Origin of the sequence: Streptomyces sp. NPDC017520, from assembly GCF_044329855.1 — a bacterium.
Lineage (GTDB): Bacteria > Actinomycetota > Actinomycetes > Streptomycetales > Streptomycetaceae > Streptomyces.
Genome location: NZ_JBIRKB010000017.1, coordinates 133,244 through 155,274, shown reverse-complemented (window position 1 = coordinate 155,274; position 22,031 = coordinate 133,244). Strand labels below are relative to the sequence as shown.

Here is a 22,031-nt window from a genome sequence, read left to right as displayed (position 1 = left end):
ATTAGTTACGCTTCAAACTGATCAAAAAGGGACAAATCTACATAAGCTGTGGGGATGGGTGGTGACGATGAGCGGCTGCGGGCCGTGGTTTCGCTTGCGCAGACCATGGCCGCGGCCTACACGCCGCGCGAGTCGTGGCGGGCGGCGGCGCTGGGCGCCTGCGAGGCGCTGAGCGGCAGTTTCGCCGCGCTCTCCGTGTGGGAGCGGGACCGGGGCAGGCTGCGGGTGCTGGTGAACGCGGGCCAACGGGCCGAGGGGGAGGAGGAGTTCCCCGAGGAGGAGGCCTACCCGGTCCATGAGTTCCCGGAGATCACCGAGTTCCTGCACGAGCGCTGGGCCGGCGGCGGTGAGCCGGACGCCTGGGTGGAGACCGCCGACGGGCAGCCCGGCGCGGGCGGTCCGGCGCGCGGCGCCCGCCCGTACTGTCACCAGCGGGTCGCGGCGCTCCGGCGGCGCGGCCGGGGCTGCTGCGTGGTCGCGCCGATCGTGCTGCACGGCCGGGCGTGGGGCGAGCTGTATGTGGCGCGGCCGGCCGGGCAGCCCGTCTTCGACCGGGCCGACGCGAACTTCGCGACCGTGCTCGCCGCCGTCGTGGCCTCCGGGATCGCCCAGACCGAGCGCCTGGAGGAGGTCCGCAAGCTGGCCTTCACCGACCCGCTGACCGGTCTGGCGAACCGCCGCGCGGTCGACATCCGGCTCGACGAGGCCGTCGAGCGGCACCGTGTCGACGACACGGTGGTCAGCCTTGTCGTCTGCGATCTGAACGGCCTCAAGGCGGTGAACGACACCCACGGCCACGCTGTCGGCGACCGCCTGCTGGAACGTTTCGGCTCCGTACTGTCGCTGTGCGGGGCGATGCTGCCGGAGGCGCTGGCGGCCCGGCTGGGCGGCGATGAGTTCTGCCTGCTGGCGGCGGGCCCCCCGGCCGACGCGGTGGTCGGCGTCGCCACCGAGCTGTGCGACCGGGCGGCGGTGATCGAGCTGGGCGACGGGGTCGCCTGCGGGGTCGCCTCCACCGGTGACCCGATCGGCCCGGTCCGCTCGGCCCGCAGGCTCTTCCGGCTCGCGGACGCCGCCCAGTACCGGGCCAAGGCCGCCCGCTCGCCGGGGCCCGTGGTGGCCGGGCGGGACGGCGAGGTCATCCGGCTCGCGGACTCCCCGCCGAAGTCCGCGCACGACCGGCGCAGGCTGCGCGGCAACAGGCCGTGATCCCGGGTGTGCCGCCGCGTGCGGGCCGGGCGGGACGCGCGCGGGCGTGACGGTCCCGGGGCGCGGTGGCGCGGCGGTCCCGGAGTTGCGGTGGCGCGGCGGGTCTTCAGTGCGGCGGCGGCATGGGCTCCAGGGCGTTCTGGACGGTGCAGCCGCCCTCACCGCGCATCCGCTGGATCCGTGACGGCCCCCACACCTCGGTGGCGCCCGGGCTGACCCGGCCGAGGACGCAGTCCTGCGGGTCGTGACCGTTGCCCTCCACCGACAGGAGGACACCGACCCGGTCGTCGCCCGCGCTCACCTCGGTCCGGATCGCCTCGTCCAGGTCCAGCGCGGCGACCGCCCGGCGCACCTCGGCCTCGTCCACCCGGCCGCCCTCCGGCACCCGGGGGAGCTTCGCGCGCAGCTCCTCGTACGGCAGCGCGGGCGGTTCGGGCGGCGAGGCGAAGGCCATAGGGGGGCCGTCCGGGCAGTCCACGTCGCGTGGGTCCTCGCGCCACCGGGACTTCGGCGACACCCGTACCGCGAAGCAGCGCCGCACGGTGACCGGCTCGGGATCGAACATCTGGTGGTACGCCGTACCGGAGGTGCGGACGGTCACCTCGATGCCGTCCCCGTCGCGGGTCGAGGTGCCCTTCACCCGCAGTACCTCCACCCCCTCGATGCCGGAGGCGACGTACCCGACCTCCTCCGACGTGCGCGGACGCTGACCGTAGAGCCGCTCGCCCGCCTTCCTGGCCACGTCCCGCGCCGAGTCCGTGGCCTCGCCCTCCGATGACTGGAGCACGCCGCAGCCGGAGACGGCGAACAGCAACAACGGGGCGAGCAGCAGGAATCGACGCATGGGTGCAGCCTCCCGGCAGCGCGCGCGGCGGGCAAGGCGCTCAGGTACTCACGTTGTCCCGTAAGGGGCCCTGCGCGGCACCACTAGTGACATGAAGGCTTTCAATACGTACGCTGCTGAATATGGATATGCACACTGTTGTGGTGGGGACGTCCGGAACCACCGCCGAGGACGTCGTCGCCGTGGCCCGCCACGGCGCCCGGGTCGAGCTCTCCGCCGCCGCCGTGGAGGCCCTGGCCGCCTCCCGTCTCATCGTGGACGCGCTCGCGGCCAAGCCCGAGCCGGTCTACGGCGTCTCCACCGGCTTCGGCGCCCTCGCCAGCCGCCACATCGGCCCGGAACTGCGGGCGCAGCTCCAGCGCAACATCGTCCGCTCCCACGCGGCCGGCATGGGCCCCCGCGTCGAGCGCGAGGTCGTCCGCGCGCTGATGTTCCTCCGGCTGAAGACGGTCGCCTCGGGCCACACCGGCGTGCGCCCCGAGGTCGCGCAGACCATGGCCGACGTACTGAACGCGGGCATCACGCCCGTCGTCCACGAATACGGCTCGCTCGGCTGCTCCGGCGACCTCGCCCCGCTCTCGCACTGCGCGCTCACCCTGATGGGCGAGGGCGACGCGGAGGGCCCCGACGGCACCGTCCGCCCGGCCGGCGAGCTCCTCGCCGCGCACGGCATCACCCCGGTCGAGCTCCGCGAGAAGGAGGGCCTGGCCCTCCTCAACGGCACCGACGGCATGCTCGGCATGCTGGTCATGGCCCTCGCCGACCTGAAGAACCTCTACACCTCGGCCGACATCACCGCCGCCCTCTCCCTGGAGGCGCTGCTCGGCACGGACAAGGTCCTCGCCCCCGAGCTGCACGCCATCCGCCCGCACCCCGGCCAGGGCGTCAGCGCCGACAACATGCTGCGGGTGCTGGCCGGTTCGGGGTTGACGGGCCACCACCAGGATGACGCCCCCCGGGTCCAGGACGCCTACTCGGTGCGCTGCGCCCCCCAGGTCAACGGCGCGGGCCGCGACACCCTCGACCACGCGGCCGTGGTCGCGGGCCGCGAGCTGGCCTCGTCCGTCGACAACCCCGTGGTCCTGCCCGACGGCAGGGTGGAGTCCAACGGCAACTTCCACGGCGCGCCCGTCGCGTACGTCCTGGACTTCCTCGCGATCGTCGCCGCCGACCTCGGCTCGATCTGCGAACGCCGCACCGACCGCCTGCTCGACAAGAACCGCTCGCACGGTCTGCCGCCGTTCCTCGCGGACGACGCCGGGGTCGACTCGGGCCTGATGATCGCCCAGTACACCCAGGCCGCCCTGGTCAGCGAGATGAAGCGGCTCGCGGTCCCCGCATCCGCCGACTCCATCCCGTCCTCCGCGATGCAGGAGGACCACGTCTCCATGGGCTGGTCCGCCGCACGCAAACTCCGTACGGCCGTGGACAATCTGGCCCGGATCGTCGCCGTCGAGCTGTACGCCGCGACCCGCGCCGTCGAGATCCGCGCCGCGCAGGGCCTGGCCCCCGCCCCCGCCTCGCAGGCGGCCGTGGACGCGCTGCGGGCCGCCGGCGCCGAGGGCCCGGGCCCGGACCGCTTCCTCGCGCCGGACCTGGCCGCCGCCGACACGTTCGTACGGGAGGGGCGCCTGGTCGCGGCCGTGGAACCGGTCACGGGCCCGCTGGCCTGAGCCGGCCCCGTACGTACGCACGGGAGATCCGTACACACGGAAGACCCCGTACGCACGGAAGAGAGGGCTCCCGCGTCATCGTCGCGGGAGCCCTCCCGTGTACGTACGGAATGCTCAGAGCGCCGGGCGCGCCCCCGACCCGGCGCGGCGCACCGAGTACGTGACGAAGCCTGCGCCGAGGCCCAACAGGGCTGTGCCGCCGATGAGATACGGCGTGGTGTCCGGGCCCGGCCCGGTGTCGGCGAGGAGCGCGCCGGAGACGTCGTCGGGGCTCCCGGCGGGCTGTTCGGCGGCTCGGCCGGACGCGGCGGCCGGGGTGTCCCGAACGCCGTCCTCACCGGTCGCGTTGGCCGACGGGACGAACCAGAGAGCGGCCAGCAGCGTGCCTGCGGCGGTGGCGGTCAGCAGTGTGCGACGAGCGACGGACACAGATTCGATCCCCTTGCGACAACCATGAGTTAGCCCCGTGGGCCGATGCTAAGCAAAGCAGCGGGTCGGTGGAAAGTCGTGGCCCCGCCGGGCCTTACGCTCCGGCCTATGAGCACAGAAGAGACATCCAGGTTTGTTCGACTTCGCGTGGAGATGGTGCTGGAGGTCACCGACCTCGACGCCCTGACCGGTACCGCCCTCGAATCCATCGCCGCCGAGTACGGGGAGCCCGTCGCGGCGGTGGCCGGGAGCGACACGGCCGAGGAGCGGATGCATGCGGAGGCCACGGTCCGGGCAGACGGTGCGGAGGCCCTCGCCTCGTTGGTCGATCCCTTCGACCTGGTCAGCGAGGTGCCCGGGGTCGAGCTGGCCCAGGCCTCCTGGAGCAGCGAAGGCATCGAGTACGACCCCGACGCGGAGGGCTGGGACGGCGCGGACGACGGCGACGAGGACCTCTTCCTGCCGCCGGACGGGGACGAGGAGGAGGGGTATGGCGACGCGGTCGCGCACAATGGGACGGACGACGGCGAGGACGGTGCCCCCGCGCAGCGGGCGTGACCTGTGAGAACACCGGCCCCGGCCCCGCTCACCGGCGGACCGGGGCCGTGCCGGGCGCCGGCGGAAAGAGAGGCCGGGGCGCGGGAACCACCGCTGCCGGGGCCGCGTCGATGAGTGGTGTTCCCCACATCTGTCATGGATGTGGAACGGAGCACCCTTTCCGGGTGTTCTTGGAACATTGACGGGGAATAGCGGCCTGGCGGCCCCGTCCGGGGATTCTGGGGAATCGGCGACGATGGAGAAGCGTGTGATGACGGACAGCAAGCGGCGCAGGGGCCTCATGGCCATGTCCGCACTGCTCGGCGGCGTGCTGGTGCTTTCTGCCTGTAGCGACGACGGCGACAAGGGCGGCAGGACGAACACCGGGAGTTCGGAGTCGTCGCAGCAAGAGGTGGACAAGGCGGCAGCCGCGGACGCCTCCGAGGCGCAGATAGCGATCAAGCCGAAGAACGGCGCGACCAACGCCAGCATCAACAACGCGGCCCAGGTCACCGTCGCCAAGGGCAAGCTGACCAAGGTCGTCATGACCACGGCGGCCGGCGACCCGGTCGAGGGCACGCTGGCGGCCGACGGGTCCAGCTGGAAGCCCGCGGGCCAGCTGGAGCGGTCCACCACGTACAAGATCGACGCCACGGCGGCCGACTCCAAGGGCCGCGAGGCCCACGAGAACAGCTCCTTCACCACCGTCTCGCCCGACAACAGCTTCATCGGGAACTTCACCCCCGAGGACGGCTCCACGGTCGGCGTCGGGATGCCCGTCTCGATCAACTTCAACAAGGCGATCACGGACAAGAAGGCCGTCCAGGCCGGCATCACCGTGACCTCCAGCAGCGGCCAGGAAGTCGTCGGCCACTGGTTCAACTCCCAGCGCCTGGATCTGCGCCCGGAGAACTACTGGCAGGGCGGCTCCACCGTCACCCTGAAGCTGGCCCTCGACGGCGTCGAGGGCGCGGACGGCGTCTTCGGCGTCCAGCAGAAGACCGTGACCTTCAAGGTCGGCCGCAACCAGGTCTCCACCGTCGACGTCAAGGCCAAGACGATGACGGTCACCCGCGACGGCAAGACGCTCAAGACGATCCCGATCTCCGCGGGCTCGCCCGAGAACCCCACGTACAACGGTCAGATGGTGATCTCCGAGAAGCACAAGGAGACCCGGATGAACGGCGCCACCGTCGGCTTCACCGATGACGACGGCAAGGGCGAGTACGACATCAAGGACGTGCCGCACGCCATGCGCCTGTCCACGTCGGGCACCTTCATCCACGGCAACTACTGGGGCAAGGGCATCTTCGGCAACGCCAACACCAGCCACGGCTGCGTGGGCCTCGCCGATGTGAAGGGCGCGAACGACTCCAGCGCGCCCGGCGCCTGGTTCTACGACAACTCCCTCATCGGCGACGTGGTCATCGTCAAGAACTCCCCGGACAAGACCATCACCCCGGACAACGGCCTCAACGGCTGGAACATGAGCTGGGCCGAGTGGACGGCCGGCTCCCAGGCCTGATCCTTCCCCGCCATTGCTTCTCGGCACCCCCCCCGTCCCCGCCCGAAGGCGGCGGCCCCGGAACCCTCCGGGGCCGCCGCCTTCGGCGTGTCCGGCGCCCCCGCAACGCCGTGTCCAGCCCCGTAAGGACGCGGGCCGTACGAGGCGGAGACCTCAAGCGGGCAGTCTCGTGTCGATGACGAAGCTGATTTCGATGACCTGGCCGGGCAAGGTCAGCTCGGTGATGCCCACCACCGTGCTGGCCGGCCGGTGGTCGCCGAAGTAGCCCAGGTTGCCCTCCGCCGCCGCCGCGGCATTCTGCCGCAGGTTCACCACGTACAGGGTCTGGGAGACGACCTGGTTCCGGGTGGCGCCGTAGTGGTCCAGGACCTTGTCCGTGTTGGCGTAGGTCTGCTTGAGCTGGGCCGCGAAGTCGCCCGCGTGGAGGAACTCGCCTGCCTCGTCGAACGAGAGCTGTCCGGAGACGTGGATCAGCTCGCCGGACCTGATCGCCTGTGCGTAGCCGAAGTCGCTCTCGGCCGGCACGTTGTAAGTGAAGACATCCATGGTGGCCACGGTGCTCGCCCTTCCCTTTGCTCTCTTGTAGTTACTCGGAAACTGTAGGAGAGTGACGGCTGACCTGGAAGAACGCACTTTTCGGTGACTGAGGAACCTCATGGTGACCAAGCAACTGCTCAAGGGCCTGCCCGAGGACGCCGACCTGCGGCGCGCGGACTCCCTGGCGCGGGAGATCTTCTCGGACGTTGCCAACAAGTGGGCGCTCCTGATCATCGAGGCGCTCGGCGAGCGCACCCTGCGCTTCAGCGAGCTGCGGAACGAGGTCGAGGGCATCAGCCACAAGATGCTCACCCAGAACCTGCGCATGCTGGAGCGCAATGGCCTGGTCGACCGGAAGGTGTACCCCACCGTGCCGCCGCGGGTCGAGTACACCCTCACCGAGCCGGGCCGGGCCCTGCGCACCGCGGTCGACGCCCTGTGCGGCTGGACCCACCAGCACCTCGGTCACATCGAGAGTGCACGCGGCCGTTTCGACGCCTGACGGGCACGCGGCGAGACCCTCTCCCTCGCCGGTGAACCTGGTCGCACGGTCGAGTCGTCCTGCGGTGGCCCGTCGTCCCCGGGGCGGAGCGTCCGGATTCGTGCTCGCCCGCCCGGCGGAGGTTGTTCGGTCTGCGGAGCGATCCTGACCGGCCTCGCCCGCTGCGAGTCTCGAAGCGCACGGGCCGGTCCGGCCCGCGTCGACGTGAGGAGCGCGGATGTTCCAGGCCAGGCCGGCATCGACCACCGACGAAGCAGCAACCACGCCACGCCGCGAGGGCCGCCTGCCTCGGGCGTGGCGTGCGGCGCACGAGCCCGCCGCAGGGGTGCCGCGCTGGGCCCGCCGGGTCGCCTACGCGGTGCCGCTGGTGGTGCTCCCGTCCGGGATCTGGCGCCTGGGCGTGCTGTTCACCGCGGACAAGCGTGGCGGGTCGGTCGCGGACTGGGCGATGGACGGCTACGTCGTCCTCCTCACCCTCATCTCCGAGGTCCTCGCCTTCACAGCCGTCGGGCTGGTCGCCCGCTGGGGCGAGGTGTTCCCGCGCTGGATGCCGGGATGGGGCGGGCGGCGGGTACCGACGGCCGCCGCGGTCGTCCCGGCCACGATCGGGGCGACGATCCTGACCCTGGTCTTCACGGTCATCGCGATCATCACCACGGTCACCCAGTCCAAGACCAACGGCGATCCGCTGCCGGCCGACTTCCCGAGCAGGGCCGGCGGCTGGGAGACCGTCTACTTCTATGCCTCCTACGTCCCTCTGGTCCTGTGGGGCCCCATGGTCGGCATCCTGACGTACGCGTACTGGCGCCGACGCCGGTCGGCGACGGCCGGGCCGCTGATGCCGTTGGAGGACGGCAGCGCGTGCTAGGTCCGGTCGAGCTCCCGCTGCCCCGCGGCGCCATGCACGCACTCTCGCCGCCCCGGGCACACGTCCGAGTACGCCCGGTAGGAGGACGTGCGCCCGGTCGGCGCTGCTGTGCGCCGCCCTTCGGGCGACGACGACGGCCCGGAAATCCTGTGGTGCGGTGGCCCTACGACCAGGACACTGAGCGACCATGCCTCACAAAGCCTCGGCCGGCCCGATGTGTACGCGTGATTCGCTCGCCTCGGACCTGCGCGCGCTCGGCCTGAGGCCGGGCGAAACGCTCCTGGTGCACTCCTCCCTCAGCTCGCTCGGCTGGGTCTGCGGCGGTCCCGTTGCCGTCGTCATGGCACTGCTCGATGTTCTCGGCGACGAGGGAACCCTGGTTGTTCCGACGTACTCGGGAAACAACTCCGATCCGGCCTCCTGGGAGAACAGGCCCGTGCCCGAGGCGTGGTGGGCGGACATCCGTGCGGCGATGCCGCCCTTCGACGCGCGCACCACACCCACCCTTGGCGTCGGTGTGGTCCCGGAGACCGTCCGGACCTGGCCGGGGGCTCTCCGCAGCCGCCATCCGCAGACGTCCTTCGCCGCCGTGGGTCCGCGCGCCGCCGACATCGTGGACGGCCACGCACTCGACTGCCGGCTCGGTGAACGCAGCCCACTGGCGCGGCTCGAAGAAGGCGGAGCGCGCATCCTTCTCCTGGGTACGGACTTCGCGTCGTGCACGGCGTTTCACCTTGCCGAATACCGAGTTCCGGGGCTCAAGGTCGACAACTCCTTCGCGGTCATGACCGCCCGGGGACGTCGTTGGATGACGGTGCGCGACACCGCGATCTCCGACGACCGCTTCGATGACCTGGGGGAGGCCTTCGAGAGGGGCAAGGCAGTGGTCAGCGGAGAAGTCGGCGGTGCTGTGGGCCGCTTGTTCGGACTGGCCGAGGCTGTTGCCCACGCAGAGGGGTGGCTGGCCGGGCATCGGCTGCGTGCCGCCAGGGTCTGACCCGCCGCGTCCCCGGGACCCGGTTAGTGGAACACTCCGGCAGGTGTCTCACTGGATAGCCTGGTTGACTCCGCGCCACCTGGGCGCCACCGCCGCCCTGTACGCCGTCTTCGTCTGCGGCTGGTACCTCGGCCAGCCTCTCCCTCATGTCGGCTGCCACGACGAACCGCCGGCCGCGTTCGACGAGCCGATGACGATCGGGGAACCCGGGGACTTCTCCGACGGCTTCGCCCGAACGGCCCGCGACGTCGGGCAGGTCGTCACCTACGATTTCGTCATCAGCAGCACGATCGTCGAGTGCGACCCGTACACGGCCCACCCCCGCCTGGTCGCCTGGATCACCGGCGACTGGCGCTGAGGGGGAGCCTTCCCACCCGAGAGCTCGACGGAGCGGGCTCAGTCCGTACGCCCCCGCATCGCCGCCCGGTACGACCGCAGATCGCTGTGCCGGACCTGACGCACGCCCGCGAGGTCCTCCGGCGCCTCGGAGTGACGGCCCGGGGGCCTCTCGGGGGCGTCGGCTGCCGCCGGGCCGCGGAGCAGGTGCCAGGGGCGGCTCGGCAGCCAGAGGAGCCCGTACAGCCAGCGCCGTACCAGCAGGCGGAATCCCGGCCTCCCCGCGTCGGGCAGCCGGATCACCCGGACCCCCATGATCAGCTTTCCGGCGCTCGCCCGGACGGCCATCGTCAGCAGCACCTGGTTGGCGAACGACAGCGTGACCAACTGGACGACCAGCAGGGCGACCGCGTGCCCCGTCCCGCCAGAGTTGAGGCAGGACCGCACCAGGAGTCCGACGGCGAGCAGGCACAGGTAGCTGTCGAGGCCGATCGCCAGGTAGCGCCGCATGTCGCCCGTGCCCTTGGGGACACGCGGCTGCCCCCGGGGCGCGGGGGCGGGGTACGCCGAGCGGGCGTACGCCGGATACGCCGCCCGGGGAATCGTGTCCCCGCGCGGCGACCGGCCCGCTGTCGCGGGCGGGGCCGGCCGGGGCCGAGCGGCGCCGACCCCGGCCCGGCGTACGCCGTACAGCGCCCGTAATGCGTCAGGAGGCTGCCCTCGCCGACGCCCCCGCGGCTTCGTCATGGGGGCATCATGACTGATCGTCAGCCGAGGTGTCCTCGTTCCTGACGGGTAACTCCGCTGCCCCGGCGTTGTTTTCACGGGGCCATTACGGTTGCCGCCCACAGGCCGCACGCGCGCCTTTCCGGCGGCCCGGGCCATGATCCCGCTCGACCTCGACCTCGACCTCGACCTCGACCTCGACCCCGGCCCCGACCCCGGCCCCGCCCGCTTGCTCGCGGGGGCGGGGTGCAGCCTGCTGCACCCCGATACGGGGGCCCGCTCCCTCCTCGCGGCGCGCCCCTGCCGACAGGCTGGACGCATCACCGAACACGGAGGCATCCCGTCATGAAGTCCTTGCTCTGGCTCGTCCTGTCCGCCGCGCTGCTCGCCAACGTCTTCCTCGGTTTCGCGGTCGACAAGGACGGCCTCGAAACGGCTCTGAGTGTCGTCTCGGGCGTGGTCGTGCTCGCCTCCGGCGCCGGGCTCTGGGTGCTGCGAGGCCCCCGCGAGAGCCGATCCGGAATGTGACCTTGGCCACTCGGAGGGGTGTGGCGGGGGCAGCGGGGCCGGGCCGCGCGGGCCGCCGGAACGCTGGACCGGGCCTGTTCCGGGCCCTGCGCGGCGGCCCGGGCGCTGATCAAAACGGCTGATCATGGCCAATATATGGATGGTCCTCGAAGATCATCGGGCCGCACGGGACAATCGGATCGTACGACGGTCCTGCCTATCACCCTGCCGGGCGCCGGCCGCGTGGTCCTCCCGGGAGGGAGTCCACGGGGCTCCGGCGGGGGAGGCGGACCGGTGGCGCTCCCCGGGGCGGGGGCGTCGACGCGCACGAGCCGACCACGGAAGGTCTTGATCAGATGCCGGTCATCCCCGACTCGCCCGACTCCACCCGCACGCACGATGCCGCGGCCCGCGTCATCGAGCCGCTCTACGCCGAGATCCTGCGCCGCAACCAGGGTGAGAAGGAGTTCCACCAGGCGGTCCGTGAGGTCCTGGAGACGCTCGGACCGGTGCTGACCCAGCGCCCCGAGTTCATCGACGCGCGCATCATCGAGCGCGTGTGCGAGCCCGAGCGCCAGCTGATCTTCCGCGTGCCGTGGTCGGACGACTCCGGCGACATCCACGTCAACCGCGGCTTCCGGGTGGAGTTCTCCAGCTCGCTCGGCCCCTACAAGGGCGGGCTGCGCTTCCACCCGTCGGTCAACCTCGGCATCGTGAAGTTCCTCGGCTTCGAGCAGATCTTCAAGAACGCCCTCACCGGCATGCCCATCGGCGGCGGCAAGGGCGGCGCGGACTTCGACCCCAAGGGGCGGTCCGACGCCGAGATCATGCGGTTCTGCCAGTCCTTCATGACCGAACTCCACCGTCACCTGGGGGAGTACACCGACGTCCCGGCCGGTGACATCGGCGTGGGCGGCCGAGAGATCGGCTACCTCTTCGGCCAGTACAAGCGGATCACCAACCGTTACGAATCCGGAGTCCTCACCGGCAAGGGCCTCGGCTGGGGCGGCGCACAGGCCCGTACGGAGGCCACCGGCTACGGCACGGTCCTGTTCACCGCCGAGATGCTGCGCAGCCGTGGCGAGTCGCTGGAGGGCCAGACCGTCGCGGTCTCCGGCTCCGGCAACGTGGCCATCTACGCGGTCGAGAAGGCCCAGCAGCTCGGCGCGACCGTGGTGACCTGCTCGGACTCCAGCGGCTACGTCGTCGACGAGAAGGGCATCGACCTCGCCCTCCTCAAGGAGATCAAGGAGGCCGGCCGGGGCCGGGTCTCGGAGTACGCCGAACGGCGCGGTGCGCACGCCCGGTTCGTCCCCGGTACGGGGGTGTGGTCGGTCCCCGTGGACGTGGCCCTGCCCTGTGCCACGCAGAACGAACTCCACGAGGCCGACGCGCTGACCCTCGTGCGCAACGGGGTCAAGGCGGTCGCGGAGGGCGCCAACATGCCCACCACCCCGGAGGCGGTCCGGGTGTTCCAGGAGGCGGGCGTCGCCTTCGCCCCCGGCAAGGCGGCCAACGCGGGCGGGGTCGCGACGAGCGCGCTGGAGATGCAGCAGAACGCGTCCCGGGACTCGTGGACCTTCTCCCACACCGAGGAGCGGCTCGCCGAGATCATGCGGCACATCCACGACTCCTGCTACACGACCGCCGAGCGGTACGGCAGCCCCGGCAACTACGTGGTGGGCGCGAACATCGCGGGCTTCGAGCTGGTCGCGGACGCGATGCTGGCGCAGGGTCTGATCTGACCGTACGGGGTGAGGCGCCGGTGCCGGTGTGGTCGCCGCCGCAACCGCTGCGCCGCCAGGGTGAGGCCGCCAGGTGCGGTCTCCCCCGGGCGGGGGAGCGGATTGGCTCGCTCGGGGGATTCCATGGCGTACCTGCTCCCCGAGGGTGGAGTCATGACGCTGAAGATCCTGCACCGGCCCCCGTCCGTCGATGACACCGAGCGGCCCGTTCCTCGCTGGGCGATGCGCCTGGCCTACGCGTTACCGCTGCTTCTGCTGCCGGCGTGCGTGTGGCGGCTGCCCTTCGCCGTGCACTACACGATGGGGCAGGAGGCTCAGGACGGCAGCCTTCCGGCCTACTGGCTGAGCATCCCGTACGTGCTCGGGCTCAGCGTGCTGACGGAAGTGGTCGCGATCCTGACCATCGGGCTGGTCCGGGGCTGGGGAGAGGTGGCGCCCGCCTGGATACCGTTCATCGGCGGCAGACGCGTCCGGCCGATGGCGGCCGTCGTCCCCGCCGTCCTCGGCGGCCTGATCCTCACCTTTCTGTTCACCGCCGTCCCGCTGGGCGGCGGTCGCGATCTCACCCTGTACGGCGTCGTCGACTCCGTCGGGTACGCCAACGGCGCCTGGGACGCGCTGGCGATGGTGGTCGGCACCCCCCTCGCCGCTTGGGGGCCCATCACCATTGTTCTCGCGATTGCCTACTACCGGCGTCGAACCGCCGTCGCCGTCGGCGGGTGAGCGCGCATGGTCTCCTCGAACCGCCGTCCTCTCTCGGGACCGGCCGTCCCCGGAGCCGGTCATCTGTCACGCGACTTCGCCACCAGCAGATCCGCCCGGAGCGCAACGCGCGACCCGTGCCGGGGCGGCGTCACGCTCCTAGGCTGGGGACGGTGAGCATCCGAGCGACGAACCAGGCCGACGTGATCCCTCTGCGCCCGCTCCCGGCGGCCGCTCCGGCTCTCCCCCGGGAGCCGCTCTGGCGCGACCTCGTCGGGGAGGTGCTGCGCCGCGAACGGCAAGCCCAGGGGCGGACGTTGAAGGACGTCGCCGAGGCGGCCCGGATCTCCATGCCGTATCTCTCCGAGGTGGAGCGAGGTCTCAAGGAGGCCTCCTCGGAGGTGCTGGCCGCCGCGGCCCAGGCGCTCGGCCTGAGCCTTGCCGACGTCCTGGCGCTTGCGGGGGAGCGGCTGGTCAGCCTTACGGCCGCACGGTCCCGGCCGCGTTCGCTCGGGTCGAGTGCGGCCGGCGGCCGGCGGTCCGTGCGGTCGACCGGCCCGGCGGGTTCGGCCGGTGCGATGCGCCCGTCGGGCCCGACGGGTGGCGTGCTGCTGCTGGCCGCCTGACCCGAGAGGGCGTTACGCGGCCGCCTGCCCCCGAAAGCGTTGCGTGCGCCCGCCTGAACCGAGGGAGGGCCGGTACGCGGAGCCCGTCGGGCCCGGGGGGCCGTCACGGACGGTCGCCGGTCCGGGCGGCCCGGTCCGCGAGTGCCCGTACCTCGGCGGCGACGGCGGTGTGCCGCTCGCGCGGGATGTCGTGGCCGACGCCGGGCTGGAGGACGAGCCGGGCGCCGGGGATCGCCGCGGCGGTGGCCCGGCCCGCGGAGGGCTTGAGCAGCGGGTCGTCCGTGCCGTGCAACACCAGTGCGGGGGCGCGCAGTTCGGCCAGGGACGGGCCGTGCCAGGACGCCCCGACCTGGCGGGACTGGGCGTCCGGGTCGGCGATGCCGGTGTCCACGTCGGCGGTGATCCGCTCCAGGGCCTCCGCCTCGTCGAACGGGTAGCCGGGCGAGGCGACGAGCCGGGCCACCGCGAGCCCGGTCGCGATCCGCTCCTCCCGGCCCAGGGCGGGCTTGATGCGGGCGAACTTCGCGAGCGTGCCGAGCCGCAGATGACGGAAGGCTCCCAGCCCGCCCACATCGCTGGGGAGCGCGGCGGACGAGGTGACCGTGCGCACCCGGCCCGGGTGGCGCAGGGCGACGCGCTGGGCGACGACGCCGCCCAGTGAGTGCCCGAAGACGTGGGCCGACTCCCAGCCGAGCGCGTCCATGACCGCGACGGCGTCGTCGGCCATGTCCTCGGCGGTATAGGCCGCGCCGCGGCCGGCGGCCAGGGCGGCGAAGGGGTTGCCCCCGGCGGTGCGTTTGGGCAGCCGGGTGGACTCGCCCGCGTCCCGCTGGTCGTAGCGGGCGACGGCGAAGCCGGCGTCGGCGAAGGCCGCGCACAGCTCCCCGGGCCACCAGTGCCGGGAGACCGCGAGACCCATCACCAGGAGCAGCGGTTCGCCGTGCGCGCCCTCCTGGAGGCGGTCGTAGGCGAGCTCGACCGCACCGTTGCGGGCGAAGCGGCGTTCGGTCCAGGTCATGGCGGGCTCCTCCGGGGGCAGCAATACTGCGAACGGCGTTCGCGGTATTAGACTACAGCCAGTTCCGGAGCCCGGACAGGGGCCCTGAGGGAAGGTGGCGGACCGTGGCTGATCGCGAGACCCGGCCGACGACCGTCTGGTCACGCCCCGAGCGGGGTACGCGTGGCCCCGCACCCGAACGGAGCCGCCACCAGATCACGGCGGCGGCCCTCGCCCTCGCCGACGCGGAGGGCCTGTCGGCCGTGTCGATGCGCGCGCTCGCGCAACGGCTGGGTACGGGGCCGGCCTCGCTCTACCGCTACGTGGGGAGCCGGGACGAGCTGCTGGACCTCATGGCGGACGCGGTCGCGGGCGAACTGGACCTCTCCGGCGCCACGGGCGGTGACTGGCTGGACGATCTCGTCGGCCTGGCCCTCCAGTCCAGGGACGCGCACATCCGGCACCCTTGGCTGGCCGACCTGAACGACCGGCGGGGCGAGGTGCTGGGCCCGCACGCGATCGACTACCTCGACCACGCGCTCGGGATCCTGGCGCCCGCGCCAGGCACCGCCGGAGCGAAGCTGGAGGCCATCGGCCTCCTGGGCGCCCTGGCCGTTCTCTTCGCCCGCCGTGCGACCGGCGCGACGGGCGGCGACGACCGGTCCGCCCAGGCGGCCCACCTGGCCGCCGTCGCCGCCGAGGGCCGCCACCCGCACCTCCTCGCCGCCCTCACCTCGGCCGGCGCACCGCCGGGCGACCGGGACGCCCTGTTCGTCACGCTGCTGCGGCGGCTGCTTCCGGCGATGCTCGGCCAGGGGACGGCGGAGGAGTGAGTCCCTGGATCAGCCCTCGACCGGGGCCACGCCGATCGGGCAGGAGACCCCCGTGCCGCCGATGCCGCAGTAGCCGCCCGGGTTCTTGTCCAGGTACTGCTGGTGGTACGCCTCCGCCGGCCAGAACGGGCGGCCCTCGGCCGGGAGGATCTCCGTCGTGATCTCCTTGTGGCCCGACGCCGTCAGGACCTTCTGGTACGCCTCGCGGGAGGCGTCGGCGGCCGTGGCCTGGGCGGGGGAGTGGGTGTAGATCGCGGAGCGGTACTGGGTGCCCACGTCGTTGCCCTGGCGGAAGCCCTGGGTCGGGTTGTGCGACTCCCAGAAGAGCTTCAGCAGCTCCGTGTACGGGACGACGGCCGGGTCGAAGACCACGCGTACCGCCTCCGTGTGCCCGGTCAGGCCCGAGCAGGCCTCCTCGTACGAAGGGTTCTCGGTGTAGCCGCCCTGGTAGCCGACGAGCGTCGTCCAGACACCCTCCGTCTGCCAGAACTTCCGCTCCGCACCCCAGAAACAGCCCAGCGCGAAGTCCGCCACCTCCAGGCCTTCCGGATACGGGCCCACCAGCGGGTTGCCGAGGACCGTGTGGCGGGAGGGGACGGTGAATTCGGGGACGGGGCGGCCGCGCAGGGCCTGCTCCGGGGTGGGGAGCTCGGGGGTGCGGTGGTTCAGGAACATGCGGGGGCTCCTCCGGGGGTCGGTGTTCGGTACGTACAACACGGGAGCGGCCGCCGGGATTCCGGGCGGTCGCCGCTCACCCGGCGGCACCGGCGACGTCCGCCAGCGCCCGTGCGAAACCACGGGTTCGGGCCGTCTCGTGGTTCCGGTGCCACACCAGCGCGAGCGAGGAGTCCGGGAGGCCGGTCACCGGGACGAAGGCCACCGCGTGACTGCCGTAGTAGTCCGCCGTCGGGTCGCACAGCAGCATCGCGCCCCGGCCCGCCCGCACCAGGGCCAACCCCTCCTGGAGGCTGCTCACCGCGGGCCCGGCCGGGATCGCGCGGCCGCCGGGCGTGACGACCGGGGCCTGGACCAGCCGCCAGTACTCCGGGGCCGCCCCGGAGACGCCGATGAGCGGGCAGCCCGCCAGCTCCTCCGCGTCGATGGCGGTGCGGCGCGCGTACGGGTGCCGGTCGAAGACGGCGAGGGTGAGCGGCCGGACCGAGAAGACCGGACCGATCACCAGCGCGTCGTCCCGGACCGGCAGCAGCACCACCGCCGCGTCCACCTCGCCCCGGTGCACCGCGCCGAACGGATCGGAGAGCGGGATCTCCACGATCTCGGCGGCGCAGTCGGGATGCCCGTCCCGGAAGGAAGTGACCGCCCGCAGGAACGGGTCGTTCGCCGTGCCCTGGAAGCCGACCCGGAACACGCCCCCCAGACCCCGAGCCACCTCCCGTACCTCGTCGATCGTCGTGACGATCGCGTCGAAGGCGGGGCGCAGACCCGTGTGGAGCTGTTCGCCGAGCGGGGTGAGCCGGACCCGGCGGCTCGTGCGGTCGACCAGCCGGCCGCCGATCCGGCTCTCCAGGGCTCGCAGCAGTTGGCTGATCCGGCTCTGCGAGAGGTAGAGGCGCTCCCCGGCGCGGCCGAAGTGGAGCTCCTCGGCCAGCGCGAGGAAGGCCTCCAGCTCCCGGATCTCCGGATTGCTCATGGGCGCCCCGCCTCCCTGGTCCGGACCGATGAGTGCAGCTCATAGAAGGATGAGAGTCCGGCCGTTGTTCCCGCCCACCGCCCCCGGTTGGCTGGAGGCATGACACAGGCTCACGAATCCCCGACCGCCCCGGCCGTCCGGCCGGCGCCCGTGCCCAACGGCTGGCCGGGGGTGGTGGCCCTCGCGCTCGGCACGTTCACGGTGGTCACGTCCGAGATGCTGCCCGTCGGGCTGCTCACGCCGATGGGCCGTTCGCTCGGCGTCCCGGAGGGCGTGGCCGGTCTGACGCTCACCATCACCGGTCTCGTCGCGGCCCTCTCGGCCCCCGCCCTCGTCCCGCTGCTCGGCCGCGCCGACCGGCGTACGGCGCTGTGCGCGCTGGTTGCGGTGCTGGCCGCCGGCAACCTCGGTGCGGCCTGGGCGCCGGACTTCGGGACCATGGTCGTCGCCCGCGTGCTGGTCGGCGTCGGCATGGGCGGCGTCTGGGCCGTCGCGGCCGGGCTCGCGGTGCGCCTGGTCCCGGCGAAGTCCGCCGGCGCCGCCACCTCCCTGGTCTTCAGCGGCATCGCCGTGGCGTCCGTCCTGGGCGTCCCGGCCGGGACGTACCTCGGCGCCCTCGCGGGCTGGCGCGCCGCGTTCCTGGCGGCCGCCGCGCTCGGGGCCGTGGTGCTGGTCGCGGCGGCGCTCCTGCTGCCCCGGCTGCCCGCCGAGCGGGCGGTTCCGCTCGGCGGGGTGCTGCGGCTGGCCCGCGACCCCCGGCTGCGAACCGGTCTCCTCGTCGTCGGCTTCCTGGTCACCGGGCACTTCGCCGCGTACACCTACGTCAGACCGGTCCTGGAGGACGTCTCCGGCGTCGGCGCGGGCACGATCGGCGCTCTGCTCCTGGTGTACGGGATCGCCGGCGTGGCCGGGAACTTCCTCGCCGGGGCCGGAGCAGCCCACACACCGCGCACGACGCTGCTGGTGATCGGCACGGTCCTGGCGCTCACCCTGGCCGCTCTGCCGTGGCTGGGCGGCTCCCCGGCCCTCGCGGCCGTACTGATGGCGGTCTGGGGCCTCGGCTACGGCGGTGTCTCGGTGGCCACCCAGACCTGGGTGCTGCTCGCCGCGCCCGACGCCCGTGAGGCGGCCTCCTCGCTCTTCGTCGCGGTGTTCAACGGCGCCATCGCGCTCGGGGCGCTGGCCGGCGGGCTGGTCGCGGACCGTATCGGCATCACGGCGGTCATGGTGACGGGCGCGGCTCTCGTGGCCGGTGCGCTGGTGACCACGGCGGTCGGCCGGGCCCCCGCGTCCGGGCCGTGATCCCGTACGGAAGCGGTCAGTGCGGCAGCGTCGCCGGGCTGCCGCCGTTCGCCTCGTAGCCGGCGACCGCCAGCGCCCGGTAGACCGCGTACTGCGCGGCCGGGTCCGCGTCCGCCGTCCACGGCAGCGCGCCCACGTGGCCGTCGATCCGGATCAGCTGGTGCATCGCCTCCGACCAGCGCTCCATGTGCACCAGGAACAGCACCAGGAGGTGGCGGACATGGGCCAGCATCGGGTCGTCCGGGCGGGCCGCGTGCACCGCGAACATCGCGCCCTCGACCGCCTTGGTGACCACCTGGCCCCGGTAGAAGCCCTGCACGAGGTTGACCTCCGGCAGGTGCTCGTACACCGCGAACAGTGGCAGCGCGGCCAGCAGCGAACCCTGCGGGGCGCGGGCGGCCGCGGCCGTGGCGAAGGTGTCGGCGTCCTTGCGGGAGCCGTGCCACCGCTCGGAGTGGAAGTGCAGCGCGGCGATGTGCGCGCCCATGTGGGCCGGAGCCCGGTCGATGATCTTCGCCCAGAGCTGGTCGAACTGCTCGGGGGTGTAGCCCAGCCCCCGGGCCACCGCCAGCTCGACGATGTACGGGACGGGGTCGCCCGGCGCGAGGAGGGCCGCCTCGCCGCAGACCGTACGGGCCTCCTCCAGGATGATCCGGAAGTCGTCGCTCCCCGCCGCCGAGGACCGCCACGCCTGCTGCACCAGGAACTCCGCGTGCACCGCCGCACCGCCCGCGTCCTTCGGGGACTCCGCGCGCCAGTTCCGCAGCCACGCGCCGCCCTCCCCGGGCCGCCGCGCCAGCTCCAGCGAGGCCGCTCCCGCGAAGGCCTGGATCCGCTGCCAGCGCACCTCGCCCTCCTTCGGCGTCCCGGCGAGCAACTGGGCGGCGGCCCGCCAGTCCTGGGTGCCCTGGACGACGTCGAGCACGTCCAGGAGGTCCTGGTCGGGTCCGGGCATCCGGACGTCCAGCTCCTCCTGGCGGGCGAAGCCGTACGTGTCCGGGTCGGCGGCGTCCGGCGAACCGGGGGCGACCTGGCGGATACCGCCCCGGCGACGCATGACCCAGGGGCCGATGACCGCCGCGAACAGGCACATCGCGAGCAGGAACAACAAGATCTCCATGACCCCATTGTCCCCGGAGCGGCAAGTGGCCGGTACGGGCCCTCGCCACGAACTACGCTCGGCCTCATGAGCGACCAGCACAGCTTCGAAACCCTCGCCATCCACGCGGGGAACACCGCCGACCCCCTCACCGGCGCGGTGGTTCCGCCGATCTACCAGGTCTCCACGTACAAGCAGGACGGCGTGGGCGGACTGCGTGGCGGCTACGAGTACAGCCGTAGCGCCAATCCGACCCGCACCGCCCTGGAGGAGAACCTCGCGGCCCTCGAAGGCGGGCGCCGAGGCCTCGCCTTCGCCTCCGGCCTCGCCGCCGAGGACTGCCTCCTGCGTACGCTGCTGACCCCCGGCGATCACGTGGTCATCCCGAACGACGCCTACGGCGGCACGTTCCGGCTGTTCGCGAAGGTCGCCTCGCGGTGGGGCGTGGAGTTCTCCGTGGCCGACACCTCGGACGTGGCCGCCGTACGGGACGCGCTCACCCCGCGCACCAAGGCGATCTGGGTGGAGACCCCGTCCAACCCGCTGCTCGGCATCACCGACATCGCCGCCGTGGCGCAGGTCGCACGGCAGGCCGGGGTCCGCCTCGTCGTCGACAACACCTTCGCCTCGCCCTACCTCCAGCAGCCCCTCGCGCTCGGCGCGGACGTCGTCGTGCACTCCACCACCAAGTACATGGGCGGCCACTCCGACGTCGTCGGCGGCGCGCTCGTCGTCAGCGACCCGGAACTCGCCGAGGAACTGGCGTACCACCAGAACGCCATGGGCGCGGTCGCCGGACCCTTCGACGCCTGGCTCGTGCTGCGCGGCATCAAGACCCTCGCCGTCCGCATGGACCGGCACACCGAGAACGCCACCAAGGTCGCCGACCTGCTGACCCGGCACCCCAAGGTCTCCCAGGTCCTCTACCCGGGCCTGCCCGAACACCCCGGCCACGAGGTCGCCGCCAAGCAGATGAAGGCCTTCGGCGGCATGGTGTCCTTCCGCGTCGCCGGCGGCGAGGAGGCGGCGGTCGAGGTCTGCGACCGGGCGAAGCTCTTCACGCTCGGCGAGTCCCTCGGCGGAGTGGAGTCGCTGATCGAGCACCCGGGGCGGATGACGCACGCCTCCGTCGCGGGCTCCCTGCTGGAGGTTCCGGCCGACCTGGTGCGGCTCTCCGTCGGCATCGAGAACGGCGACGACCTGATCGCCGACCTCACCCAGGCGCTGGGCTGACCCGGCAGAGGTGAAAGGGACGCCCGCCGGAACGGGCGGGCGCCCCTCACGCCCGGGCGCTCGCCGTCGTGCCCAGGCGCTTGCCCTCATGCCCAGGCGTTTGCCGTCCCGCCCGGGCGTTTGCCCTTATGCCCAGGCGCTCGCCGTCACGTCCAGGCGTTTGCCCTCACGCCCAGGCGCTCGCCCTCACGCCCAGGCGCCGGCTCTCCCGCCCTCCGGGCTCACCAGCCCTCCAACGGGGGAGTGACCTGCGCGGGCTCGGTCTCCCACGGCTGCTCGACCCCGGCCCAGACGAGGAACACCACGAGCGCCACGGCCGCCAGCCAGAGCGCCGTCCGCCGCACCGCCCGGCGCAGCCGCAGCCGCCGCCCGCCGTGCCGGACCGCCCGCATGGCCAGGTCCGGCGGCAGAACCGGGTGCGGGCCGTCCAGCATCCGGCGGATCCGCTCCTCGCGCGGGTCCCGGCGGTCGCCGCTCACGGCGTGGCCCGGGAGCTCGGGGCCGGCCGCGGCCCGGCCGTACGGTGTGCGGACGCCGGCCCCGGACCGGCGCCACGCCTCGGCGCGCGCAGCGCCGCCGCCGCCCGGGCGCACACCGCGCGGACCCGGTCGCCCGGCAGCCCGAGCAACGCCGCCGTCTGCTCCTCGCCGACCTCCTCGTACAGCCGAAGGACGAGGACGAGCCGTTCGATCGGGGACAGCCGGTCCAGCGGACCGCCGCGCGGCCGCTGATGTCGCCGGGCCTCCCGGGCGAACCGGAGCGCCAGCTCCCGGCGGGCCAGGTCGTAGGGGTCACCGCCGCGCAGCCCGTCCCAGCCTGCGTACGTACGGACGAGCGCCGCGTGCAGCAGCCGCTCGGCCCGCGCGTACGCGCCCGGCGGCTGCGACGGTTCGCCGGTGAGCAGCGTCGCCGTGTGCAGCAGACGTCCGCCCGCGCCCGCCACGAAGGCCTCGAACTCCAGGGCGCGGAGCCGGTCCCGGTGGGTAGCCCGCTCTGCCATGGACCACATACGAGCCCCGGCGCCCCGCCCCGGTCAAGAGCCCGGACGCGGCGGGTGCGGGGAAACACGCCAGGGAGGGGCCGGGCCCCCGAACTCACCCGGGCACCGCACGGAGGACTCCGTGCGGTGGCGTACCAACGAAACGGCGGGCGG

Annotated in this window: 26 protein-coding genes; 16 read left to right on the top strand and 10 right to left on the bottom strand. The window is 72.9% G+C overall.

What is annotated here, in order from left to right:
• The first annotated feature begins 54 nt into the window (after positions 1-54).
• Entirely contained in the window at positions 55-1,209 is a 1,155-nt protein-coding gene (locus ACH4KB_RS31335) for a diguanylate cyclase domain-containing protein (RefSeq protein ID WP_398069321.1), read from the top strand.
• 106 nt (positions 1,210-1,315) lie between these two features.
• Here the strand turns inward: ACH4KB_RS31335 and ACH4KB_RS31330 are convergent, their stop codons facing one another.
• A complete protein-coding gene (locus ACH4KB_RS31330; protein ID WP_398069319.1) occupies positions 1,316-2,053 on the bottom strand; it encodes a translation initiation factor IF-2 in 738 nt (245 codons plus the stop codon).
• A 122-nt stretch (positions 2,054-2,175) separates the two neighbouring features.
• Between ACH4KB_RS31330 and hutH the strand changes: the two genes are divergently transcribed.
• Positions 2,176-3,726 (top strand): histidine ammonia-lyase, encoded by a 1,551-nt coding sequence (gene hutH, locus ACH4KB_RS31325; protein WP_398069317.1) that lies wholly within the window; start codon positions 2,176-2,178, stop codon positions 3,724-3,726.
• A 114-nt stretch (positions 3,727-3,840) separates the two neighbouring features.
• On the opposite strand, the gene ACH4KB_RS31320 is transcribed toward hutH, so the two are convergent.
• On the bottom strand, positions 3,841-4,155 hold the full coding sequence (locus tag ACH4KB_RS31320; protein WP_398069315.1) for a hypothetical protein: 315 nt from the start codon (positions 4,153-4,155) through the stop codon (positions 3,841-3,843).
• 108 nt (positions 4,156-4,263) lie between these two features.
• On the opposite strand from ACH4KB_RS31320, the gene ACH4KB_RS31315 reads away from it, so the two are divergent.
• Entirely contained in the window at positions 4,264-4,713 is a 450-nt protein-coding gene (locus ACH4KB_RS31315; protein ID WP_398069313.1) for a hypothetical protein, read from the top strand.
• A 235-nt stretch (positions 4,714-4,948) separates the two neighbouring features.
• Positions 4,949-6,217 (top strand): Ig-like domain-containing protein, encoded by a 1,269-nt coding sequence (locus ACH4KB_RS31310; RefSeq protein WP_398069311.1) that lies wholly within the window; start codon positions 4,949-4,951, stop codon positions 6,215-6,217.
• Between the two features lie 153 nt (positions 6,218-6,370).
• On the opposite strand, the gene ACH4KB_RS31305 is transcribed toward ACH4KB_RS31310, so the two are convergent.
• On the bottom strand, positions 6,371-6,772 hold the full coding sequence (locus tag ACH4KB_RS31305; RefSeq protein WP_398069309.1) for a RidA family protein: 402 nt from the start codon (positions 6,770-6,772) through the stop codon (positions 6,371-6,373).
• 100 nt (positions 6,773-6,872) lie between these two features.
• On the opposite strand from ACH4KB_RS31305, the gene ACH4KB_RS31300 reads away from it, so the two are divergent.
• The 4 genes from ACH4KB_RS31300 to ACH4KB_RS31285 all read left to right on the top strand — a co-directional run bounded on the left by ACH4KB_RS31300 (position 6,873) and on the right by ACH4KB_RS31285 (position 9,479).
• Positions 6,873-7,256, top strand: a complete 384-nt coding sequence (locus tag ACH4KB_RS31300) for a winged helix-turn-helix transcriptional regulator (RefSeq protein WP_398069307.1) — start codon at positions 6,873-6,875, stop codon at positions 7,254-7,256.
• Between the two features lie 217 nt (positions 7,257-7,473).
• Positions 7,474-8,124 (top strand): hypothetical protein, encoded by a 651-nt coding sequence (locus tag ACH4KB_RS31295; protein WP_398069305.1) that lies wholly within the window; start codon positions 7,474-7,476, stop codon positions 8,122-8,124.
• 187 nt (positions 8,125-8,311) lie between these two features.
• Positions 8,312-9,121 carry an aminoglycoside N(3)-acetyltransferase gene (locus ACH4KB_RS31290; protein WP_398069303.1) on the top strand — a complete coding sequence of 270 codons (810 nt, stop codon included), beginning with the start codon at positions 8,312-8,314 and terminating at the stop codon, positions 9,119-9,121.
• 43 nt (positions 9,122-9,164) lie between these two features.
• Positions 9,165-9,479, top strand: a complete 315-nt coding sequence (locus ACH4KB_RS31285) for a hypothetical protein (protein WP_398069301.1) — start codon at positions 9,165-9,167, stop codon at positions 9,477-9,479.
• 38 nt (positions 9,480-9,517) lie between these two features.
• Here ACH4KB_RS31285 and ACH4KB_RS31280 read toward each other — a convergent pair whose 3' ends face one another.
• On the bottom strand, positions 9,518-9,967 hold the full coding sequence (locus tag ACH4KB_RS31280; RefSeq protein ID WP_398069359.1) for an RDD family protein: 450 nt from the start codon (positions 9,965-9,967) through the stop codon (positions 9,518-9,520).
• A gap of 373 nt (positions 9,968-10,340) precedes the next feature.
• Between ACH4KB_RS31280 and ACH4KB_RS31275 the strand changes: the two genes are divergently transcribed.
• From ACH4KB_RS31275 to ACH4KB_RS31255, 5 genes are all read left to right on the top strand, one after another.
• Positions 10,341-10,532, top strand: coding sequence for a hypothetical protein (locus ACH4KB_RS31275; protein WP_398069299.1), 192 nt, complete (start codon positions 10,341-10,343; stop codon positions 10,530-10,532).
• Positions 10,529-10,711, top strand: a complete 183-nt coding sequence (locus ACH4KB_RS31270) for a hypothetical protein (RefSeq protein WP_398069297.1) — start codon at positions 10,529-10,531, stop codon at positions 10,709-10,711. Before ACH4KB_RS31275 ends, ACH4KB_RS31270 begins: the two co-directional genes overlap by 4 nt.
• A 335-nt stretch (positions 10,712-11,046) precedes the next feature.
• Positions 11,047-12,435 (top strand): NADP-specific glutamate dehydrogenase, encoded by a 1,389-nt coding sequence (gene gdhA, locus ACH4KB_RS31265; protein ID WP_398069295.1) that lies wholly within the window; start codon positions 11,047-11,049, stop codon positions 12,433-12,435.
• A 153-nt stretch (positions 12,436-12,588) separates the two neighbouring features.
• Complete coding sequence (locus ACH4KB_RS31260) at positions 12,589-13,158, top strand: hypothetical protein (RefSeq protein ID WP_398069293.1); 570 nt, start codon at positions 12,589-12,591, stop codon at positions 13,156-13,158.
• A 152-nt stretch (positions 13,159-13,310) separates the two neighbouring features.
• Complete coding sequence (locus ACH4KB_RS31255) at positions 13,311-13,763, top strand: helix-turn-helix domain-containing protein (RefSeq protein WP_398069291.1); 453 nt, start codon at positions 13,311-13,313, stop codon at positions 13,761-13,763.
• Positions 13,764-13,866: 103 nt separating this feature from the next.
• Here the strand turns inward: ACH4KB_RS31255 and ACH4KB_RS31250 are convergent, their stop codons facing one another.
• Positions 13,867-14,781, bottom strand: a complete 915-nt coding sequence (locus ACH4KB_RS31250) for an alpha/beta fold hydrolase (RefSeq protein WP_398069289.1) — start codon at positions 14,779-14,781, stop codon at positions 13,867-13,869.
• Positions 14,782-14,885: 104 nt separating this feature from the next.
• Here ACH4KB_RS31250 and ACH4KB_RS31245 point away from each other — a divergent pair, with 104 nt between their 5' ends.
• Entirely contained in the window at positions 14,886-15,593 is a 708-nt protein-coding gene (locus ACH4KB_RS31245) for a TetR/AcrR family transcriptional regulator (protein WP_398069287.1), read from the top strand.
• 9 nt (positions 15,594-15,602) lie between these two features.
• On the opposite strand, the gene msrA is transcribed toward ACH4KB_RS31245, so the two are convergent.
• Together msrA and ACH4KB_RS31235 are read right to left on the bottom strand one after the other, a co-directional pair.
• Entirely contained in the window at positions 15,603-16,268 is a 666-nt protein-coding gene (gene msrA, locus ACH4KB_RS31240) for a peptide-methionine (S)-S-oxide reductase MsrA (protein WP_398069285.1), read from the bottom strand.
• A 76-nt stretch (positions 16,269-16,344) separates the two neighbouring features.
• On the bottom strand, positions 16,345-17,244 hold the full coding sequence (locus tag ACH4KB_RS31235; protein WP_398069283.1) for a LysR family transcriptional regulator: 900 nt from the start codon (positions 17,242-17,244) through the stop codon (positions 16,345-16,347).
• A gap of 99 nt (positions 17,245-17,343) precedes the next feature.
• Between ACH4KB_RS31235 and ACH4KB_RS31230 the strand changes: the two genes are divergently transcribed.
• Positions 17,344-18,546: an MFS transporter gene (locus ACH4KB_RS31230; protein ID WP_398069281.1), complete on the top strand. Its 1,203-nt coding sequence runs from the start codon at positions 17,344-17,346 to the stop codon at positions 18,544-18,546.
• A gap of 16 nt (positions 18,547-18,562) precedes the next feature.
• On the opposite strand, the gene ACH4KB_RS31225 is transcribed toward ACH4KB_RS31230, so the two are convergent.
• Positions 18,563-19,666, bottom strand: a complete 1,104-nt coding sequence (locus ACH4KB_RS31225) for a hypothetical protein (protein ID WP_398069279.1) — start codon at positions 19,664-19,666, stop codon at positions 18,563-18,565.
• Between the two features lie 66 nt (positions 19,667-19,732).
• Here ACH4KB_RS31225 and ACH4KB_RS31220 point away from each other — a divergent pair, with 66 nt between their 5' ends.
• Positions 19,733-20,878 (top strand): cystathionine gamma-synthase, encoded by a 1,146-nt coding sequence (locus ACH4KB_RS31220; protein ID WP_398069277.1) that lies wholly within the window; start codon positions 19,733-19,735, stop codon positions 20,876-20,878.
• A 221-nt stretch (positions 20,879-21,099) separates the two neighbouring features.
• Here ACH4KB_RS31220 and ACH4KB_RS31215 read toward each other — a convergent pair whose 3' ends face one another.
• Both ACH4KB_RS31215 and ACH4KB_RS31210 read right to left on the bottom strand, forming a co-directional pair.
• A complete protein-coding gene (locus ACH4KB_RS31215; protein WP_398069275.1) occupies positions 21,100-21,357 on the bottom strand; it encodes a hypothetical protein in 258 nt (85 codons plus the stop codon).
• Positions 21,354-21,878, bottom strand: coding sequence for a sigma factor-like helix-turn-helix DNA-binding protein (locus ACH4KB_RS31210; protein ID WP_398069273.1), 525 nt, complete (start codon positions 21,876-21,878; stop codon positions 21,354-21,356). The genes ACH4KB_RS31215 and ACH4KB_RS31210 overlap by 4 nt, the downstream gene beginning before the upstream one ends.
• Positions 21,879-22,031 lie beyond the last annotated feature (153 nt).

What these genes read in the sequence shown, in the direction of transcription:
- ACH4KB_RS31335 (WP_398069321.1), top strand. Translation starts at nt 55, where the DNA reads ATGGGTGGTGACGATGAGCGGCTGCGGGCCGTGGTTTCGCTTGCGCAG.
- ACH4KB_RS31330 (WP_398069319.1), bottom strand. Translation starts at nt 2,053, where the DNA reads ATGCGTCGATTCCTGCTGCTCGCCCCGTTGTTGCTGTTCGCCGTCTCC.
- hutH (WP_398069317.1), top strand. Translation starts at nt 2,176, where the DNA reads ATGGATATGCACACTGTTGTGGTGGGGACGTCCGGAACCACCGCCGAG.
- ACH4KB_RS31315 (WP_398069313.1), top strand. Translation starts at nt 4,264, where the DNA reads ATGAGCACAGAAGAGACATCCAGGTTTGTTCGACTTCGCGTGGAGATG.
- ACH4KB_RS31310 (WP_398069311.1), top strand. Translation starts at nt 4,949, where the DNA reads ATGGAGAAGCGTGTGATGACGGACAGCAAGCGGCGCAGGGGCCTCATG.
- ACH4KB_RS31300 (WP_398069307.1), top strand. Translation starts at nt 6,873, where the DNA reads ATGGTGACCAAGCAACTGCTCAAGGGCCTGCCCGAGGACGCCGACCTG.
- ACH4KB_RS31295 (WP_398069305.1), top strand. Translation starts at nt 7,474, where the DNA reads ATGTTCCAGGCCAGGCCGGCATCGACCACCGACGAAGCAGCAACCACG.
- ACH4KB_RS31290 (WP_398069303.1), top strand. Translation starts at nt 8,312, where the DNA reads ATGCCTCACAAAGCCTCGGCCGGCCCGATGTGTACGCGTGATTCGCTC.
- ACH4KB_RS31280 (WP_398069359.1), bottom strand. Translation starts at nt 9,967, where the DNA reads ATGCGGCGCTACCTGGCGATCGGCCTCGACAGCTACCTGTGCCTGCTC.
- ACH4KB_RS31275 (WP_398069299.1), top strand. Translation starts at nt 10,341, where the DNA reads ATGATCCCGCTCGACCTCGACCTCGACCTCGACCTCGACCTCGACCCC.
- ACH4KB_RS31270 (WP_398069297.1), top strand. Translation starts at nt 10,529, where the DNA reads ATGAAGTCCTTGCTCTGGCTCGTCCTGTCCGCCGCGCTGCTCGCCAAC.
- gdhA (WP_398069295.1), top strand. Translation starts at nt 11,047, where the DNA reads ATGCCGGTCATCCCCGACTCGCCCGACTCCACCCGCACGCACGATGCC.
- ACH4KB_RS31260 (WP_398069293.1), top strand. Translation starts at nt 12,589, where the DNA reads ATGACGCTGAAGATCCTGCACCGGCCCCCGTCCGTCGATGACACCGAG.
- ACH4KB_RS31250 (WP_398069289.1), bottom strand. Translation starts at nt 14,781, where the DNA reads ATGACCTGGACCGAACGCCGCTTCGCCCGCAACGGTGCGGTCGAGCTC.
- msrA (WP_398069285.1), bottom strand. Translation starts at nt 16,268, where the DNA reads ATGTTCCTGAACCACCGCACCCCCGAGCTCCCCACCCCGGAGCAGGCC.
- ACH4KB_RS31235 (WP_398069283.1), bottom strand. Translation starts at nt 17,244, where the DNA reads ATGAGCAATCCGGAGATCCGGGAGCTGGAGGCCTTCCTCGCGCTGGCC.
- ACH4KB_RS31230 (WP_398069281.1), top strand. Translation starts at nt 17,344, where the DNA reads ATGACACAGGCTCACGAATCCCCGACCGCCCCGGCCGTCCGGCCGGCG.
- ACH4KB_RS31225 (WP_398069279.1), bottom strand. Translation starts at nt 19,666, where the DNA reads ATGGAGATCTTGTTGTTCCTGCTCGCGATGTGCCTGTTCGCGGCGGTC.
- ACH4KB_RS31220 (WP_398069277.1), top strand. Translation starts at nt 19,733, where the DNA reads ATGAGCGACCAGCACAGCTTCGAAACCCTCGCCATCCACGCGGGGAAC.
- ACH4KB_RS31210 (WP_398069273.1), bottom strand. Translation starts at nt 21,878, where the DNA reads ATGGCAGAGCGGGCTACCCACCGGGACCGGCTCCGCGCCCTGGAGTTC.